The organism is Streptomyces olivochromogenes (assembly GCF_001514115.1).
Classification (GTDB): domain Bacteria; phylum Actinomycetota; class Actinomycetes; order Streptomycetales; family Streptomycetaceae; genus Streptomyces; species Streptomyces olivochromogenes.
The window spans coordinates 75,172-90,814 of sequence record NZ_KQ948459.1 but is presented as its reverse complement, the minus strand read 5'-3'; the positions used below and the strand labels follow the sequence as shown (position 1 = coordinate 90,814).

The 15,643-nt window shown below is 71.7% G+C and carries 13 protein-coding genes; 7 read left to right on the top strand and 6 right to left on the bottom strand.

Going from position 1 to position 15,643, the window contains the following annotated elements; translation table 11 throughout:
• Nucleotides 1-71: 71 nt before the first annotated feature.
• Complete coding sequence (locus AQJ27_RS24415) at nt 72-1,064, bottom strand: aldo/keto reductase (RefSeq protein ID WP_067372710.1); 993 nt, start codon at nt 1,062-1,064, stop codon at nt 72-74.
• A gap of 287 nt (nt 1,065-1,351) precedes the next feature.
• On the opposite strand from AQJ27_RS24415, the gene AQJ27_RS24410 reads away from it, so the two are divergent.
• Both AQJ27_RS24410 and AQJ27_RS24405 read left to right on the top strand, forming a co-directional pair.
• Complete coding sequence (locus AQJ27_RS24410; RefSeq protein WP_067372707.1) at nt 1,352-5,275, top strand: type I polyketide synthase; 3,924 nt, start codon at nt 1,352-1,354, stop codon at nt 5,273-5,275.
• Nucleotides 5,276-5,580: 305 nt separating this feature from the next.
• Nucleotides 5,581-6,174 carry a TetR/AcrR family transcriptional regulator gene (locus AQJ27_RS24405; RefSeq protein ID WP_079065215.1) on the top strand — a complete coding sequence of 198 codons (594 nt, stop codon included), beginning with the start codon at nt 5,581-5,583 and terminating at the stop codon, nt 6,172-6,174.
• 206 nt (nt 6,175-6,380) lie between these two features.
• On the opposite strand, the gene AQJ27_RS24395 is transcribed toward AQJ27_RS24405, so the two are convergent.
• On the bottom strand, nt 6,381-6,974 hold the full coding sequence (locus AQJ27_RS24395) for a TetR/AcrR family transcriptional regulator (RefSeq protein WP_054228878.1): 594 nt from the start codon (nt 6,972-6,974) through the stop codon (nt 6,381-6,383).
• Between the two features lie 194 nt (nt 6,975-7,168).
• Here AQJ27_RS24395 and AQJ27_RS24390 point away from each other — a divergent pair, with 194 nt between their 5' ends.
• The 4 genes from AQJ27_RS24390 to AQJ27_RS24375 all read left to right on the top strand — a co-directional run bounded on the left by AQJ27_RS24390 (nt 7,169) and on the right by AQJ27_RS24375 (nt 11,204).
• A complete protein-coding gene (locus AQJ27_RS24390; RefSeq protein ID WP_079065214.1) occupies nt 7,169-8,143 on the top strand; it encodes an SMP-30/gluconolactonase/LRE family protein in 975 nt (324 codons plus the stop codon).
• 205 nt (nt 8,144-8,348) lie between these two features.
• Complete coding sequence (locus AQJ27_RS24385; RefSeq protein ID WP_067372701.1) at nt 8,349-9,176, top strand: SDR family NAD(P)-dependent oxidoreductase; 828 nt, start codon at nt 8,349-8,351, stop codon at nt 9,174-9,176.
• Nucleotides 9,173-10,405 (top strand): amino acid deaminase/aldolase, encoded by a 1,233-nt coding sequence (locus AQJ27_RS24380; RefSeq protein ID WP_067372698.1) that lies wholly within the window; start codon nt 9,173-9,175, stop codon nt 10,403-10,405. Before AQJ27_RS24385 ends, AQJ27_RS24380 begins: the two co-directional genes overlap by 4 nt.
• A 28-nt stretch (nt 10,406-10,433) precedes the next feature.
• On the top strand, nt 10,434-11,204 hold the full coding sequence (locus AQJ27_RS24375) for an SDR family NAD(P)-dependent oxidoreductase (protein WP_067372695.1): 771 nt from the start codon (nt 10,434-10,436) through the stop codon (nt 11,202-11,204).
• 14 nt (nt 11,205-11,218) lie between these two features.
• Here AQJ27_RS24375 and AQJ27_RS24370 read toward each other — a convergent pair whose 3' ends face one another.
• Complete coding sequence (locus AQJ27_RS24370) at nt 11,219-11,578, bottom strand: nuclear transport factor 2 family protein (protein ID WP_067372691.1); 360 nt, start codon at nt 11,576-11,578, stop codon at nt 11,219-11,221.
• Nucleotides 11,579-11,628: 50 nt separating this feature from the next.
• On the bottom strand, nt 11,629-12,414 hold the full coding sequence (locus AQJ27_RS24365; protein WP_067372688.1) for an SDR family oxidoreductase: 786 nt from the start codon (nt 12,412-12,414) through the stop codon (nt 11,629-11,631).
• Between the two features lie 98 nt (nt 12,415-12,512).
• Here AQJ27_RS24365 and AQJ27_RS24360 point away from each other — a divergent pair, with 98 nt between their 5' ends.
• Nucleotides 12,513-13,022 carry a winged helix-turn-helix transcriptional regulator gene (locus AQJ27_RS24360; RefSeq protein WP_201264329.1) on the top strand — a complete coding sequence of 170 codons (510 nt, stop codon included), beginning with the start codon at nt 12,513-12,515 and terminating at the stop codon, nt 13,020-13,022.
• Nucleotides 13,023-13,058: 36 nt separating this feature from the next.
• Here the strand turns inward: AQJ27_RS24360 and AQJ27_RS24355 are convergent, their stop codons facing one another.
• On the bottom strand, nt 13,059-14,450 hold the full coding sequence (locus AQJ27_RS24355; RefSeq protein WP_079065213.1) for an MFS transporter: 1,392 nt from the start codon (nt 14,448-14,450) through the stop codon (nt 13,059-13,061).
• A 239-nt stretch (nt 14,451-14,689) separates the two neighbouring features.
• Complete coding sequence (locus tag AQJ27_RS24350) at nt 14,690-15,595, bottom strand: serine hydrolase (RefSeq protein ID WP_067372682.1); 906 nt, start codon at nt 15,593-15,595, stop codon at nt 14,690-14,692.
• Between the last annotated feature and the right edge of the window lie 48 nt (nt 15,596-15,643).

The window sequence follows — 15,643 nt, the reverse complement described above, 5'->3', positions numbered from 1 at the left end:
TGGGCTCTGCTGCGGGAAAAGGGGAGAGCGGCACGTCGAAGGACGGCTCTCGAGAACCTGGCCGGGAGGAGTCAGCGGTCGATGTAGGCCATCATTCGCTCGTTGTAGCGGGGGCCGGCGACCAGATCGGCGCGTACGGCGTCGTCGATCTCGGCGAGCGTGTCCACGCCGAGTGCCACCGTGGCGGAGCGGGTGTTCTCCTCCAGGTACGTACGCCGCTTGGTGCCCGGGATGGGGACGATGTCGTCGCCCTGGTGCAGCGCCCAGGCGATGGCGAGCTGGGCCGGGGTGAGGCCGTGGCGCTCCGCGACCTCCCGGATCTTCGCGGCGATCGCCATGTTCTGGTCGTAGTTGACGCCCTGCAGACGCGGGTCGTGGTGCCGGAAGTCGTCGTCCGGGTAGTCCTCGGCGCGCTGTACGCCACCGGTCAGGAAGCCCCGGCCGAGCGGGCAGAAGCCGACGAGGCCGATGCCGAGTTCCCGCAGGAGCGGCAGGACCCCGTCCTCCAGGTTCCGCTCCCAGACCGAGAACTCGCTCTGCACGACGGACAGCGGGTGGACGGCGTGGGCGCGCCTGATGGTCTTCTCGCCGGCCTCGCACAGGCCCAGATAGCGGACCTTGCCCTGCCGTACGAGGTCGGCCATGGTGCCCACGACGTCCTCGATCGGCACCTTCGGGTCGACGCGGTGCTGGTAGAGCACGTCGATGTAGTCGGTTCCGAGGCGCTTCAAGGAGGCCTCGACGACCTCGACGATGTGCTCGGGACGGCTGTCGGCCTCGGCCGTCGTGCCGTCCTTCAGCTTCATCGGGAAGCCGAACTTCGTGGCGATGAGGGCCTGTTCACGGCGGCCCGCGAGGGCGCGGCCGAGCAGCACCTCGTTGTCGTGGGGACCGTAGGCCTCGGCGGTGTCGAAGAGGGTGTAGCCCAGTTCCAGTGCCCGGTGGACGGTGGCGACCGACTCGCGGTCGTCCGTGGCGCCGTACCACTGGCTCATGCCCATGCAGCCGAGGCCGAGCTCTGAGACCTCCAGCCCCTGACGGCCCAGCTTCCTGGTGGTGAGCATGCCTGCTCCTTCGCACTCGGTGGTGGGGATCGCGTCGCAACTGAAGCACATAGATGTACTGGAGTTCAATAGTCGACTCGAGGTCACCGGAATCCCCCGGGGAGGGCCGGTGGGGCCATGGGCACCTCGTGCGCCAAGGCGCCGTCAAAATCCGTTCATGTGGTGTTTGTTACGCGGGATCCATCCGCCATGACCCGCCCTTAACGACACCTTCATCAAAAGGACTTCGGATCAAGTTTGTTCTTCGGTATAGATTTGGACTACTGACTCGTCAGGAAGGCGCGGATGTGAACACAGTCGAACCGATCGCGATCATCGGCATGGGATGCAGGTTCCCCGGGGCACCAGGGGTGGAGGAGTTCTGGAAACTGCTGGAGAGCAATACCGATGCCGTCGTACCGGTGCCGCGGGACAGGTTCGACGTGGCCGCCTGGTACGACCCGCGGCCCGGCACGCCTGACCGGCTGATCTCCCGTCATGGCGGCTTCCTGGACGGCGTGTTCGACTTCGACGCCGCCTTCTTCGGGATCTCGCCGCGCGAGGCGCGCACCATGGACCCGCAGCAGCGCCTTCTCCTGCACGTCGTGTGGGAGGCGTTCGAGGACGCCGGCATCCCGCCCTCCACGGTCCGCGGCAGCGGCGCCGGAGTGTTCGTCGGGCAGGCGACCGCCGAGTACGGCGACGCGACGGCGCCGTCGGCCACGGCGGACGTGCGTGCCATGGCGGGCAGCAGGCTGCGTGCCGTCACCGCCGGACGTGTCTCCCACGCCTTCGACCTGCGCGGGCCCAGCCTGGTGCTGGACACCGCCTGCTCGTCCTCCCTGGTCGCCCTGCACAGCGCACGCCAGAGCCTGCTCACCGGAGAGTGTGAACTGGCCGTCGCCGCCGGGGTCAACACGATCCTCACGCCCACCGACGCGGTCGCCTACTCCCAGGGGCGGATGCTCGCGCCGGACGGCCGGTGCAAGTTCGGCGACAGCTCCGCGAACGGCTTCGTGCGCAGCGAGGGCGTGGGCACGGTGCTGCTCAAGCGGCTGTCCGACGCCCTCGCGGACGGCGATCCGGTGCACGCCCTGCTGCTGGGCAGCGCGGTGACCAACGACGGCGACGGCAGCGGGCTTCTCCTGCAGCCCGCGGTGTCCGGGCAGGTGGCGATGGTCCGCTCCGCCTGGCGCAGCGCCGGGGTGAGCGGGTCCCAGGTGGACTACGTGGAGGCGCACGGCACCGGTACGACCGTCGGTGACGGCGTGGAACTGCGGGCGCTGGCCGAGGCGTTGGGGGCCGAGGACAAGGCCGGAACGCCGCTGCTGGTGGGCTCGGTGAAGACCAACATCGGCCATGCCGAGGCCGCCGCCGGTATCGCGGGCCTCATCAAGACGGTGCTCGTGGCCAAGCACCGCACGGTGCCCGCCTCGCTCCACCTGACGTCACCCCACCCCCAGCTCACGGAGCCCGGCTTCCCCGTCACGGTGGCGGACCGCAACACGCCACTGCTTCCCAGGGGCGACCGCGCGGTGCTCGGAGTGAGTTCGTTCGGCCTGTCGGGGACCAACGCGCACGCGGTGATAGGCGAGTACGTCCCCGAAGCGGCACCGCGCCCGGACTCCGGCACACCGCGGTCGGCCGAGGACACGGGCCCGCACCTGCTCGTCCTCAGCGCCCGCACCCCCACGGCGCTGCGCCGGCTGGCCGCCCGCCACGCCACGCATCTGGGGCCGGACGGGCCCGGCCGCGGCCAACGGCTGCGCGACATCTGCCGCTCGGCGGCGACGGGCCGGGACGCACACCCCTTCCGCCTGTGGGCCGTCGGCCACTCGCACGACGCCCTGGCCGACGTACTGCGCGCCCTGGCGGCGGATGAGCCGACGCCCGACGGCGGGATGCACGAGGCGGGCTTCGACGGTCCGCGCGAGGTCGCCTTCGTCTTCTCCGGGCAGGGTTCGCAGTGGCGCGGCATGGGCCGGGAACTGCTGCGGACCTCCGACGCCTTCCGCGCGGCACTGACGGAGTGCGACGCGGCGGTGCGCGAGGAGCTCGGCTGGTCGGTCGTGGACCTGCTGCTGGACGACGGTGCGGAGCTCGCCGACGCCGTCGAGAGGGTGCAGCCCGCCTTGTGGGCCGTGGAGGTCGCGCTCGCGGCCCACTGGCGCGGCATGGGGGTGGAACCGGACCTGGTCGTCGGACACAGCATGGGAGAGGCCGTGGCCGCGTGCGTGGCCGGTGCCCTGTCCGTGCGGGACGCGGCGCGGGTGATCTGCCGCCGCAGCAGCCTGATGCAGCGCCTCGCGGGCCGCGGCGCGATGCTCGCCACGGAGCTGTCCCCCGCCGAGGCGCACGAGCTCGTCGCGGCGTACGGCGACGATGTGTGCGTGGCGGTGGAGAACTCGCCCAGCGCCACCGTGCTGGCCGGCGACGCCGCCGTACTGGACAAGATCGCCGGCGAGTTGGAGCGGCGCGAGGTCCTGTGCCGCAGGGTCAAGGTCAATGTCGCCTCCCACTCCCCCCTCATGGACGAGATACGCGACGACCTGCTGGCACGGCTGGCGGACGTGGAGCCGGCGGCGCCGCGGACGGAGATGGTCTCCACCGTCCGGTGCGCTTCCGTGCGGGGCGCCGACCTCGACGCGGCCTACTGGGTGGACAATCTGCGCCGTCCGGTGCGCTTCGCCGAAACCGTGCGGCAACTCACCGAGACCCGGGACGTGATCTTCGTGGAGGTCAGCCCGCATCCGTTGCTCGCCCAGGCGATCGACGACGTGCAGAGCGCGGCCGGCGTGGCGCCGAAGGTGGTGACCACGCTGGTCCGGCTGCAGAGCGAGGCGATGGCGACCGCCCGTGCGATGGGCCGGGCGTTCTCCCTCGGCGCCCGGGTCGACTGGCGGCGCTGGTACGGCGACGACAACCGCCGAATACCGCTGCCGTTGTACTCGTGGGACGCGGAGGACCACCGCGTCGAGAGCGTCCCGTCGACGGCTCCGGTGCGACTGTACGAACGTCAGGTCCGGCTGTCGCAGCTGGGCGTCGCGGACCTGGACACGGGTGTGTCGGTGCGCGGACTGGCCCCCGTGCCGCCCGCGGTGTTTCTGCAGGCGGTCGCCGAGGCGGTGCGCGACCTGGTCGGCGAAGGACCGGTCGAGCTGCTCGACACCCGCATCGGTGACGGGCTGCCGCTCCTGTCCGACGCTCCGCGGACCACGGTGCGGATCCGGTTGGATCGATCGGCCGGGGCAGGGGACCCGCTGGCCGGGGAGAGGAAACCCCCTACGGGAGAGGGGGAGTTCACCTTCGCGGTCGAGGTGGTCCCCGAGGGGTCCGGCGCGCCCGGCCTGTGCGTCGTGGGAACCGCACGGGCGGCGGCGACACCGGCCCACGCCCCCGGGCTCGCCCCGCTGGACGGCGCGCTGACCCGGTGCGGCGAGTACGTGCCCGGCGCCGAGTTCTACCGGCGGGCGGAGGCCCGCGGGTACTCCGTCGCCCCGGCGCTGCGCACCGTAGGGCAGGTGTGGCGGCGGGAGGGCGAGGCGGTGGCTCGGTTGCACGCGCCCTCGGGCGCGGTGAGCGGCGCTCTGGAGGCCGGTCTGCTGGCCATGCTGGGAGCCTGGCCGCACTGCACGGCGGCGGACGACCCGACGCGGGCCCATCTGCCCCTTTCCTTCGCCCGCGTCCTGCTGGCCGACGCACCCGGCGGCGAGTTCTGGAGCACGGCCCGCTCGGCCCCCGAAGCCGACCGGGACCGTACCCGCTGCGATGTCCTGCTCACCGCGCCGGACGGGCGCGTGCTCGCCGAGTTCGAGGGCATCGCGATGGTCCGGGCGCCGGGCCGGTCCGACGCGGCGCACCACGAACCCGACGCGATGACGGCGGCCACCGCGCCGCCGCCCGCGGCGCTGCCTCCCGTCGAGCGGGCTCCCGTCGAGCGGGATCCCCTGCCGAATCCGGGCGCCGGCCGGTCGCACGCCTCCCGGCCGCCCGCGGAGCGCCTCTTCATCCACACCGCGACGATGCTCGGCACCACCGTCGACCGGGTCGATCCACGGCGGTCGCTGCGCGACCTGGGCCTCGACTCGCTGATGGCGACCCAGCTCAGGCGCATCCTGCACCGGGAACTCGGGGTGGATCTCCCGACCAGCCGTCTGCTGGGCGACGAGAGCGCCGCCGCCATCGCGGCCGACCTCCGCGAGGAGGCGGCGCCCGAGTCCCTGAGCCGCTGAGGCCTGCCCTGTCGACCAGGTCGCCGTCAGCCGGAGCGGTCGTACCGCGATGCACGCGGTACGACCGCTCCGGCGTTCAACGCGTCACGTACCGCACCTAGAACCGCAATGCATTAATGGACTACGGTATACCGATACGGTCGCCGTGGACCCGGTCTCTTGGCACGACGGTAGGGATGCCCGTCGTCGACTCCGAAGGTTCGCGGAGGCGTCCGCGCGGAGCCGAGAGAAAGAGAGAGCCGATGACGGTTGAGAATTCCCAGCCCGTACGTCCCCCCGGCCGGCGGGAACGGAGCAGGCAGCGCATGCATGACCGCCTGTACACGGCAGCTCTGGAGCTCTTCGCCGAGCAGGGGTACGAACGCACGACGATCGACCAGATCGCGGAACGCGCCGATGTCGCCCGGGGAACGTTCTTCAATCACTTCCAGCGCAAGGAAGACGTCGTCACGACGTGGGCGGAGCAGCGCCAGGACAACCTACGGGCCTTCATGGACAAGTCGCTCTCGCACAAGGACGACGACGCCACCGTCCAGCTGGAGCGGTGCATGGCCGCCCTGGCCGACTTCAACGAAGCGGAGCCGGACCTCACCCGGGTGATGCTGACCGCCTGGGTCCGGTCGGGCCAGCCCCTCCTCGAGGAGCCCGACTACGCGGGGCACGTCTTCACCCGGGTCATCACGATGGGGCAGACCCGCGGGGACATCGCCCGCGACATCGACCCGGTGGTGGCGGGCAACATGCTGCGCGACGCCTACCTGGGGCTTCTCTACCGCTGGACGCAGGCCGCCGACGGCAGAGCCCCCCTGCACGTCGAACTGCGCGCCCTCCTGCGGATCGCGCTCACCGGCGTCCTCTCCTGGACCCGCACCTCGAACGCGCCCCTTCGGGACCGCTGACGGCACCGGCCGCAACGAGCGAACCCCGCCTCCGGAATACCGGAGGCGGGGTTCTGTGGAGCGCCGGGCAGGCCTTGCACCTGCATCTCCCCACAGGAAGCGGGGCGTCTTTCCTTGGACCACCAACGCGAGGCCGGCCACCGAGACTTCCGGCGGTCTGCTCAAGATCAATCATAGCGCATTCCAAGCCACCGACGGCGCACGCGTCAGGCGGCCGAGGGTCGGGCGTACTGGAGAAGGTGGTCGGCGAGCAGGTGCAGAACCGCCTGGCTGTGGTCGCTGTTGCGGTCGACGAGCCAGGTCATGTTCAGGCCGTCGATCACCGAGTGGACGTACCGCGCGAGGATCGGCACGGGCTGCGTCCACTCGATCCCGGCGTTGTCGGCGGCCAGTTCGAGCAGGGAGGCGAAGGCGGCCAGGAAGATCTCGTACTGTCTCCTGGCGATGTTCTCGAAGCCGGGATTGCGCAGCGCGTACTGGGTGAGCTCGTAACTGATCTGGTGCTCGCCGGGGTTGGCCTCGAAACCCTTCCAGAACGCGTGCAGGCTGTCGAGGACGCTGTCGCGGATGTCCCTGTGTGGCGCGAACAGGCCCCGGACCTCGGCGACGTAGCGCTCGGTGAGGGTCTCGGTGACGCGTTCGAGGAGCTGCGCCCTGGAGTCGAAGCAGTAGTGGAAGGCCCCGAGGGTCATACCGGCCTCGTTGACGATCGCACGGGTGGTGGCCTTGGCCACGCCGTCACGCGTCATGACCCGGATCGCGGCCTCGAGGAGCTCGGCCCTCCGGTCGCTCGCCGCCATACGGGACACACGATCTCCCCTCTTCACCTGCGGGTTCGTCCGCCAGGATAGCCAGACCCACGGGCCACGCGTCGGCTCGGAGCGCGGATCCGCCCAGAAGTAAGTCAAGCGTCCAAGACTCTTGACTTACTTCCGCGTGGTGGGCGACCGTAGCGGAACCCGACGCCTGGCACGAGCCCCCTCAGGAGGCGGAAGTGCGACCGCAAGCCACTGTCGTTCTGGACGGATTCGGCACGCTGGAGTCCCTGCGCTGGCACGACGGCGCGCTGTGGTTCTGCGACTTCGCCCACGGGACGGTGCACCGCTGGGACACCCTCGGGAAGCCGGAGACCGTGGTGGAGGTCCCCGGGCGGGCCGGCGGCCTCGGCTGGCTGCCCGACGGACGGATGCTGGTCGTCTCGATGGACGGACGCCGCGTCCACCGCCAGGAGCCGGACGGCTCCCTGGTCGTGCACGCGGACCTCGGGGACATCGCCGGCGGCCCGGTCAACGACATGCTCGTCGACGGGCAGGGCCGCGCCTACGTGGGCAATTTCGGCTTCGACTACCACGGCTTCGTCCGACAGCAACCCAACGCCATGCTCTACGCACCGCCCGGACCGCCCCGGGCCCCGATCGCCTGCCTGTCACCGGAGGGCGAACTGCTGGGCCTGAGCGAGCCGTTGGTGTTCCCCAACGGCTGCTTCCTCATCGACGAGGGACGGACCCTGCTGGTCGCCGAGACACTGGCGATGCGGCTCACCGCACTGCCCGTGCTGCCGGACGGACGCCTCGGCCCGCCACGCCCCTGGGCTCCGCTGGTCCCGGCCTGGCTGTGGAAGTCCCTCAACCATCCCGGGCTGCGCGGCCGGATCACCCGGCGTGTCTCGTCCCTGCTCGACCACCAGGCGATCGCCGACCGCTCCGACACCCCCATCGCCCCGGACGGCATCGCACCGGGCAAGGACGGCACGGCCTGGGTCGCCAACGCGCTGCGCGGCGAGTGCGTCCGGGTCGGCCCCGGCGGCACGATCCTGGACCGCGTCGCCACCAGCCAACGTACGCTCAGCTGCCTGGTCGCGGGCCCGCGCGGCGACACCCTGTACGCCGCCACCGTCCCCACCGACGACCCGGAGCGCGCGGCAGGGCTCAATGGCGCACGGCTGGAGGCGTACGTCCTGCCGTCGTGACCGCGGACGCACGCGCCTTCCCCGCCAGCCGGCCCACCCCTCCGCTCACGGACGCGCGCACTCCGTCCACGGGGCCATTCCCCGCCCGCCTCCTGGGAGTTCACATGCACGGACATCGAACGAGCGACGGCGCCCACGACACTTCGTACGGCGCCCACGACGACACCTCGTACGGCAGCGGCGGCGCAGGTCAGCGGAGGCCGCGATGAGCGTGGTCCTGGTGACCGGCGCCGCCAGTGGGATCGGCGCCGCCACCGCGCGCGAGGCGGTGCGACGCGGCCACCGGGTCGCCCTCGCCGACATCGACCTGGCCGGTGCCACCCGCCTCGCCGACCGACTCGGTCCCGCCGCCTGCGCGATCCCCCTCGACATCCGTGACCAGGACGCCTGGGAGGAGGCCTTCGACGCCGTCGCGGCCCGGCTCGGCCCCGTCGAGGTTCTCGTCAACAACGCCGGGATCATCCACACGGGATACGCACGCCAGTTGTCCCTGGAACAGCACCGCCACATGGTCGAGGTCAACCTGCTCGGCCCGATGACCGGGACGCTGACCGCGCTGCCCCGGATGCGCGCCCAGGGGCGCGGGCACATCATCACCGTCTGCAGCATGAGCTCGTTCCTGCCGCTGTCCGGTTACACCACCTACGGCGCGACCAAGCACGGGCTGCGCGCCTTCCACCACAGCGTGGCGATCGAGGAACGGGGCGGACCGGTGACGTTCAGCATCGTCCACCCGCCGGGCACCCGGACGCCGATGCTGGAGCAGGAGATGGCCGACCCCAGCGCGGTGATCACCTTCGCCGAGAAGCCGCTCACCCCCGAGAAGGTCGCCTCGGTCATCGTCGACGCGATCGTGAAGAAGCCCGTCGAAGTCGTCCACCCCGCCGTCGGCGGACGCGTTCAGCGCATCGCCGGGGTGTTCCCCCGGCTGATGCGCTTCGTGATCCCCAGGGTGGCGGCCATGGCGGAACGCCGCAGTAGGAGCATCGCCCCGGCCACGGCCGTGGTGCGCGAGCGAGGAGACAGCCGATGACCACCGACACCGCCGCCACCCCGGCCCGGTCCGCCCCCGCGGAACAGGGGCGCTTCGACCGGTTGCGGGCGGCGACCGCGGGCCTGGAGCCGCCCTTCGGCGTCATCGATCTGGACGCCTTCGACGCCAACGCCGTCGACCTCGAACGCCGCGCGGGCGGCAAGCCGATACGGCTCGCGAGCAAGTCGCTGCGCTCGCGCGCCCTCATCCGCCGGGCACTCGCGCGCCCCGGCTTCCAGGGCATCCTCGGCTTCACGCTGCCCGAAGCCCTGTGGCTGGCCGAGGAGTTCGAGGACGTCGTCGTCGGCTACCCCACCACCGACGCCACCGCACTGCGCCGGCTGGCCGCCGACGAACGGCTCGCCTCCCGGATCACCCTGATGGTGGACTGCGTCGAGCACCTCGACCTCGTGGACGCCGCGACCGGCCCCCGGCAGACCCGCGTCCGCGTCTGCCTGGAGCTGGACGCCGCCCTGCGACTGGCGGGCGGCCGTCTCCACCTCGGGCCGCGCAGGTCCCCGGTGCACACTCCGCGGGAGGCGGCCGCGTTCGCCCGCGAGGTCGCGGCCCGTCCGGGCTTCGAACTGACCGGGATCATGGGGTACGAGGGCCAGGTCGCCGGCCTCGGCGACAACCAGCCCGGTTCCCTGCTCAGGCGGGCCGTCGTGCGCGCGATGCAGCGTTCCTCCGTCGAGGAACTGCGCCACCGGCGGGAGGCCGCGGTCGCCGCCGTACGCGCCGTCACCCCGCTGCGGTTCGTCAACGGCGGCGGCACCGGCAGCCTGGAGACCACCACGCGGGAGGACGCCGTGACCGAACTCGCGGCGGGCTCCGGCCTGTACGGTCCCGGGCTCTTCGACTTCTACCGGTCCTTCCGGCCCGTCCCCGCCGCGTACTTCGTGCTGCCCGTCGTACGCCGCCCCTCCCCGAAGATCGCGACGCTCCTGGGCGGCGGATGGATCGCGTCAGGGCCGCCCGGCAAGGACCGGCTGCCCACCCTGGCCTGGCCCCCCGGCCTGCGCGTCACCGCCACCGAAGCGGCGGGCGAGGTGCAGACCCCGCTGCTCGGCAAGCCCGCGCAGGTACTGCGCATCGGAGACCGGGTGTGGCTGCGGCACGCCAAGGCCGGGGAACTGTGCGAGCGGGTCGGCGAACTCCACCTGGTCAGCGGCGGCGAGGTGGTCGACACCGTACCGACGTACCGGGGCGAGGGCCGGCACTTCCTGTGACGGCCCGTCCCGCGGGCAAGGTGACACCATGACCCGCGTCACCGACCGAACCGTCCTGATCGTCGGTGCCTCCTCGGGCATCGGCGCGGAGGTGGCACGCCGACTCGCGCGCAACGGCAACCGGCTGGTCATCACGGCACGGCGCGCCCCCGAACTCGCCTCCGTGGCCAAGGAGATCCGAGCAGCGGGCAGCGCCTGCCTCGACATCGCCGCCGACGCCCTGGACCCGGGGGCGGCCTCCGCCGTGGTCGCCGCGTGCGTCGCGGAGTACGGATCCGTCGACATCGCGCTCCTCAACGCCGGCCAGGGACCGGACATGTCCATGGACCAGGTCACCGTGGCCGACATCGCACGGATCACGGCCCTGAACTACGACGTCGTCGTCCACTACCTCGTCCCGCTGATCGCACAGATGAAATCCCAGCGCGACGGAGGCCTGATCGCCCACACCAACTCGCTGGCCGGCCTGATGGGCATCCCCCGCCAGGGCCCCTACTCCGCCGCGAAGGCCGCTGCCCGCACCCTCATCGACACCGCACGCGTCGAACTCGCGCCCCACGGCATCCGGTTCACCAGCGTCCACCCGGGCTTCGTCGCAACCGACCGCGTCGGCGCCGACGGTCTCCCCAAGCCCTTCCAGGTCAGCCAGAACCGCGCGGCCCGACACGTCGTACGCGCCCTGGAAAGAGAACCGGCACAGGCGTACTTCCCCTGGACCACGACAACCCTGGTCCGCACCCTGCGCGCCCTCCCCACGCCGCTCTCCGCCCTGATACTCCGGAAACTGGCCTCGCGCTAGGAGCGGGAGTGGCTTCAGGGTTCGATGACGAGGCGTTCCACGAGGTCGCCGCGGAGCGTGAACCGGTAGCGCAGGTCGACGGTTCCGCCGGGGAAGTCGCCTTCGAGGTGGTGCGTGGCGGTGTAGTGGCTCGGGTCGGTGCGCTCGGCCCCGGTGAGATCGATGGTGTACGTGAACTCGGTCGCCGACCGGTTCAGCCACCGCTCGATGGCGGCGGTGCCCTGGTAGGTGTTGCCGTCGTCGATCACCGTGGCGTCCTGGGTGAACGTGGCGACGGCCGCTGCGGTGTCGTGGGCGCGGTGCGCCGTGAGGTAGCGGGTGATCACCTCGGGCAGGGTGTCCGGAGCGATGGCTCGGGGCTGGTCGTGCTGCATGGCGGGCCTCTCGGTGGTGGCGTCTTTCGGGTGCTGTGAGTGAGGGCGGTTCACACCGTGGGGGTGGTGCCGCCGTCGATGACGTACTCGGCGCCGACAATGGCCGAGGCGCGGTCGGAGACGAGGAAGGCGACGAGTTCGGCCACTTCCTCGGGACGGTTGGGACGGCCGAGGGGGATGCCGCCGAGGGAGTCCATGAGCCGGGCCAGTGCCGCGTCCTGGGTGATGCCGGCGTCGTGGGCGATCCTGGCGACCAGGTTGTCGGCGGCGGTGGTCTGGACGAAGCCGGGCGAGACGGTGTTGACCCGGATGCCGTGCGGGGCGACCTCGTTGGCGAGGCCTTTGCTGTAGGTGGTCAGGGCGGCCTTGGCGGCGGCGTAGGCGAGGGTTCCGTTCCACAGCGGCATGCGGCGCTGGATCGATGTGATGTGCACGATGGCGCCCTTTCCGGCCGCGATCATGCCGGGCAGCAGTCCGCGGTCCAGGCGGACGGCGGCCAGCAGGTTGACGTTCAGTTCCCTGGCCCAGTCGTCCTCGCCGAGTGCCGCGAAGCCCCCGGCGGGCGCCTCGGAGCCGCCGAGGGTGTTGACCAGGATGTCGACACCTCCGAACCGGGCCTCCACCTCGCCGACCACCCGTGCGGCGCCGTCGGCCGTGGACAGGTCGGCGGCGATGAACGTCTTCTCCTCGACCTCGTCGGGACGGCTGCGGGCGGTGACGAGTACGGTCGCCCCGGCCTGGGCCAGGCGCCGGGCGATGGCGGCGCCAGTGCCTTGGGTGCCGCCCGTGACCAGGGCGCGACGGCCCTCGAGGGATTCGCCGGGGTGGGTGGCCATGGTGCGCTCCGTTCCCGGGTGCGGGCAGGCCGAACACCGCCGCCCCGTTACTGCTAAAATGGAAGCTAGTGACTTCGACTTTAGCAGTAACCGAGAGGATGGTCGCCGTGGCGAGCCGGATCAGGCTGGAGGACCGGGAGTGCCCGCTGTCCACGACGGTGGAACACGTGGGCGAGTGGTGGACGCTGCTGATCCTCCACGACGCCTTCGACGGCTACACCCGCTTCGACCAGTTCCAGGAGAACCTGGGAATCTCCTCCAGCATGCTCACGGCCCGGCTCAAGAGCCTCGTCGCGGATAAACTGCTGGAGCGTCGGCCGTACCAGACCAACCCCGTACGCCACGAGTACGTCCTGACGGAGTTCGGTCGCTCGCTGCGCCCGGTGATAGTCGCCTTGGCCGCCTGGGGCAACTCCCGGCTGGCGCCGCAGGACCGCAGCATGATCCTCGTCGACGCGGACAGCGGCGAGGAGGTCGAGCCCGTCGTCGTCGACGCCAGGACCGGCCGCCGGCTCGACGACAGCGACGCCTTCGTCTTCACGGCAGGCCCGGCGGCGAGCCCCGCCATGCGCGACCGCTACCCGAACGGGTCGACGACGCAGAGGTGAGCGGCCCCGACGGCTGAGCACCGCCTCCGCGACCGCTCAGCCGGGCGGCAGGGGGTGATGGCCGGGCGGCTGCGCGTCCCGATGGGGCAGCTCGCGTCCCAGGCGGGCGAGCGGGGACAGGGCCATCAGCACCGGGGACAGCATCATGCCGGCGGCCGTCACCAGGAGGCTGGTACGCAGCCCCCACTCCCCCGCGAGAAAGCCGCCGAGCAGTGAGCCGAGCGGGGCGGCCCCCATGCCGACGAAGGTGATCGTCGCGGCCACGCGGCCCTGCATCCCGTCCGGGGTGACGGCCTGCCGCACGGCCATGACCGTGACGTTCACCAGTTGACCGAAGGTCCCGAACACGAAGTTGACCGCGACGAGCGAGGGGATCGTCACCGCGGAGGGGCCGCTCAGCGCGGGCACGCACAGCATCACGCCGTCGCCGAGCGCCGCCGCCGACACGAGCACCACGCCGTGACCGAACCGGCCCGGGAGCCGGGCGGCCAGCACAGAACCCAGGAGCGCGCCCGGCCCCGTGGCGGCGAGTGTCAGCCCCACGACGCTGCCCGACAGGTGCAAGTCCCGTGGCAGGAAGAGCAGATAGCCGGTCATCATCGCCGCGAAGGAGAACTGGAAGGCGGCCGAGGCCAGGCCCACGGTCCGCAGCCAGGTGTCCGCGGCGACGAAGCGCAGGCCCTCGTGGATCCGCCGCCAGACCCTAGGGGCCCGTCCCGACCTCTCGGGGACCGATTCGCGGCGCCGGATCCGCCGGATCGAAAGGAACGATCCCGCGAAGGACAGGGCGCAGGACGCGGCGGCGATCGGCGCCGACAGAAGGGACACGAGCGCGCCGCCCAGGGCGGGGCCGACGATCTGCGCCGCCGAACGGCTGCCCTCGATCGCGCTGGTGGCCCACGTCAACCGGTCGCGTTCCACCAGTCGTACGAGAGAGGCCTGGTACGACACGTCGAAGAACACCGACAGGGCCCCGACCGTGAAGGCGACCACGAGCAGCGCCGGCAGGCCGAGCCCGCCGAGGAGCCCGGCCAGGGCGGCGCCGCCCAGCGCCAGGGCCCGGCCGAGGTCCGCCAGCACCATCACCGTGCGGGTCCGCCATCGGTCCACCCACGCGCCGACGAGGAGCGCGAGCAGCAGGGTCGGTGCCTGCCCCACCGCGCGGAGGACGCCCAACCGGCCGGCATCGGCGTGGAGTGTCAGAACCGCGATCAGCGGAAGGACCACCAGACTCGCGTGTTCGCCGAGTTGGGAGGCCGTCTGCCCCACCCACAGCCGGCGGAAGTCGGCGTCGCGCCGGAGGGCCGGCGCAACAGGACGCCCCGAGCCGGACGCGGAGGATGGGGAGGATGGGGAGGGAGATGAGGCGGAGGAGGAAGAGGAAGACGAAGAGGACGAGGACGGCGGACAAGAGGAAGCGTCCGGCACAGGAAACCCCTTGGGTCGCGCAAGACAGAGCCCGCCACCCGGCGCACGTCGAGGACGCCGACGGTTCAGGTGGGGGAAGGCTCGCTGTGCCGCGCATCAAGGGCAGCACGCGATGACGGGCCACTCAGGGCCTACGACGTCAACGCGCGCTCGGACGACCGGGCATGTCTCGACTCCTCAGGGATCACACTCGCTGCCCGCACCCTAACGTCCGACTGATCGGCGCGAAAGGGGAATAACTACGCGGCAGTTGAGGTGTTCAGGTCCCGGTTGACGGCGCGGGCGGCGCCCTCGACGGTCGCGACGCCGTCGGCCATCGTGCGGTTGTCCTGGGAGAGCACGGCCATTCCGTAGTCGTGACCGCCGCCGGTGAACACACCGACGCTGTGCACCCGCCAGCCGTGGGTGTCGCGCGGCAGCCAGCCGTTCTTGACCTGAACGGTCGCCGTCGCGGGGGCCCCGGCGGGCGTTCCCCAACGCTGCTCGGGGACGACCCGGTTCATGAGCCGGAGGGCGTAGGTACGCGCGCCCTGGTCGAGGACGGAGTTGTCCGAGGTGAGCAGTCGGAGCAGCTTCAGCTGGTCCTCGGCCGTGACCTGGGTGTGCCCCCAGTAGCCCTTGGGCCCGGGGACGGTGTCCCCCATCCCGGCCAGGGTCAGGAAGTGTTGGATGCCGGCGTGGCCGATCTGGTGCCACAGGGCGTTCGTCGCGTCGTTGTCCGACTTGGTGATCATGGCGGTGGTCAGTTCCACCTCGTGGGCGGTCAGGGCCCTGTGCTGCTCCATGGCCTGGCGCAGCAGCGCCCCCAGTATCGTGACCTTGACCACGCTCGCCGAGTCGAAGGCGGTGTCGGCCCGGAAGTCGCACGAGGTCCCCGTGGTGCGGTCGTACAGCGCGAGCGCCGCGGCGTGCTCCCGCCCCTGCAGGGCACCCGCGATGTCCTTGGACAGCTGGGCGGCGAGCCCTGGCCGCTGCGAGGTGCACGTCACCTGGGAGCCGCCGACGGCGGCGGTGGCTTCGGAGGTGGCGTCGGCGGTGCTCGCCTGGGCCGGGGTGGCGGCGAAGAGCGCCGTGAGCACCGACCCGGCGACCGCGGTCGCGGCCAGTCCGCGCCGCGCGCGGCGCAGTGCGTGCGTGTCCGGCATAAGGATTCCCTGCTCTGTGTCTGCGGTCACATCGGGAGCCCATGCGTG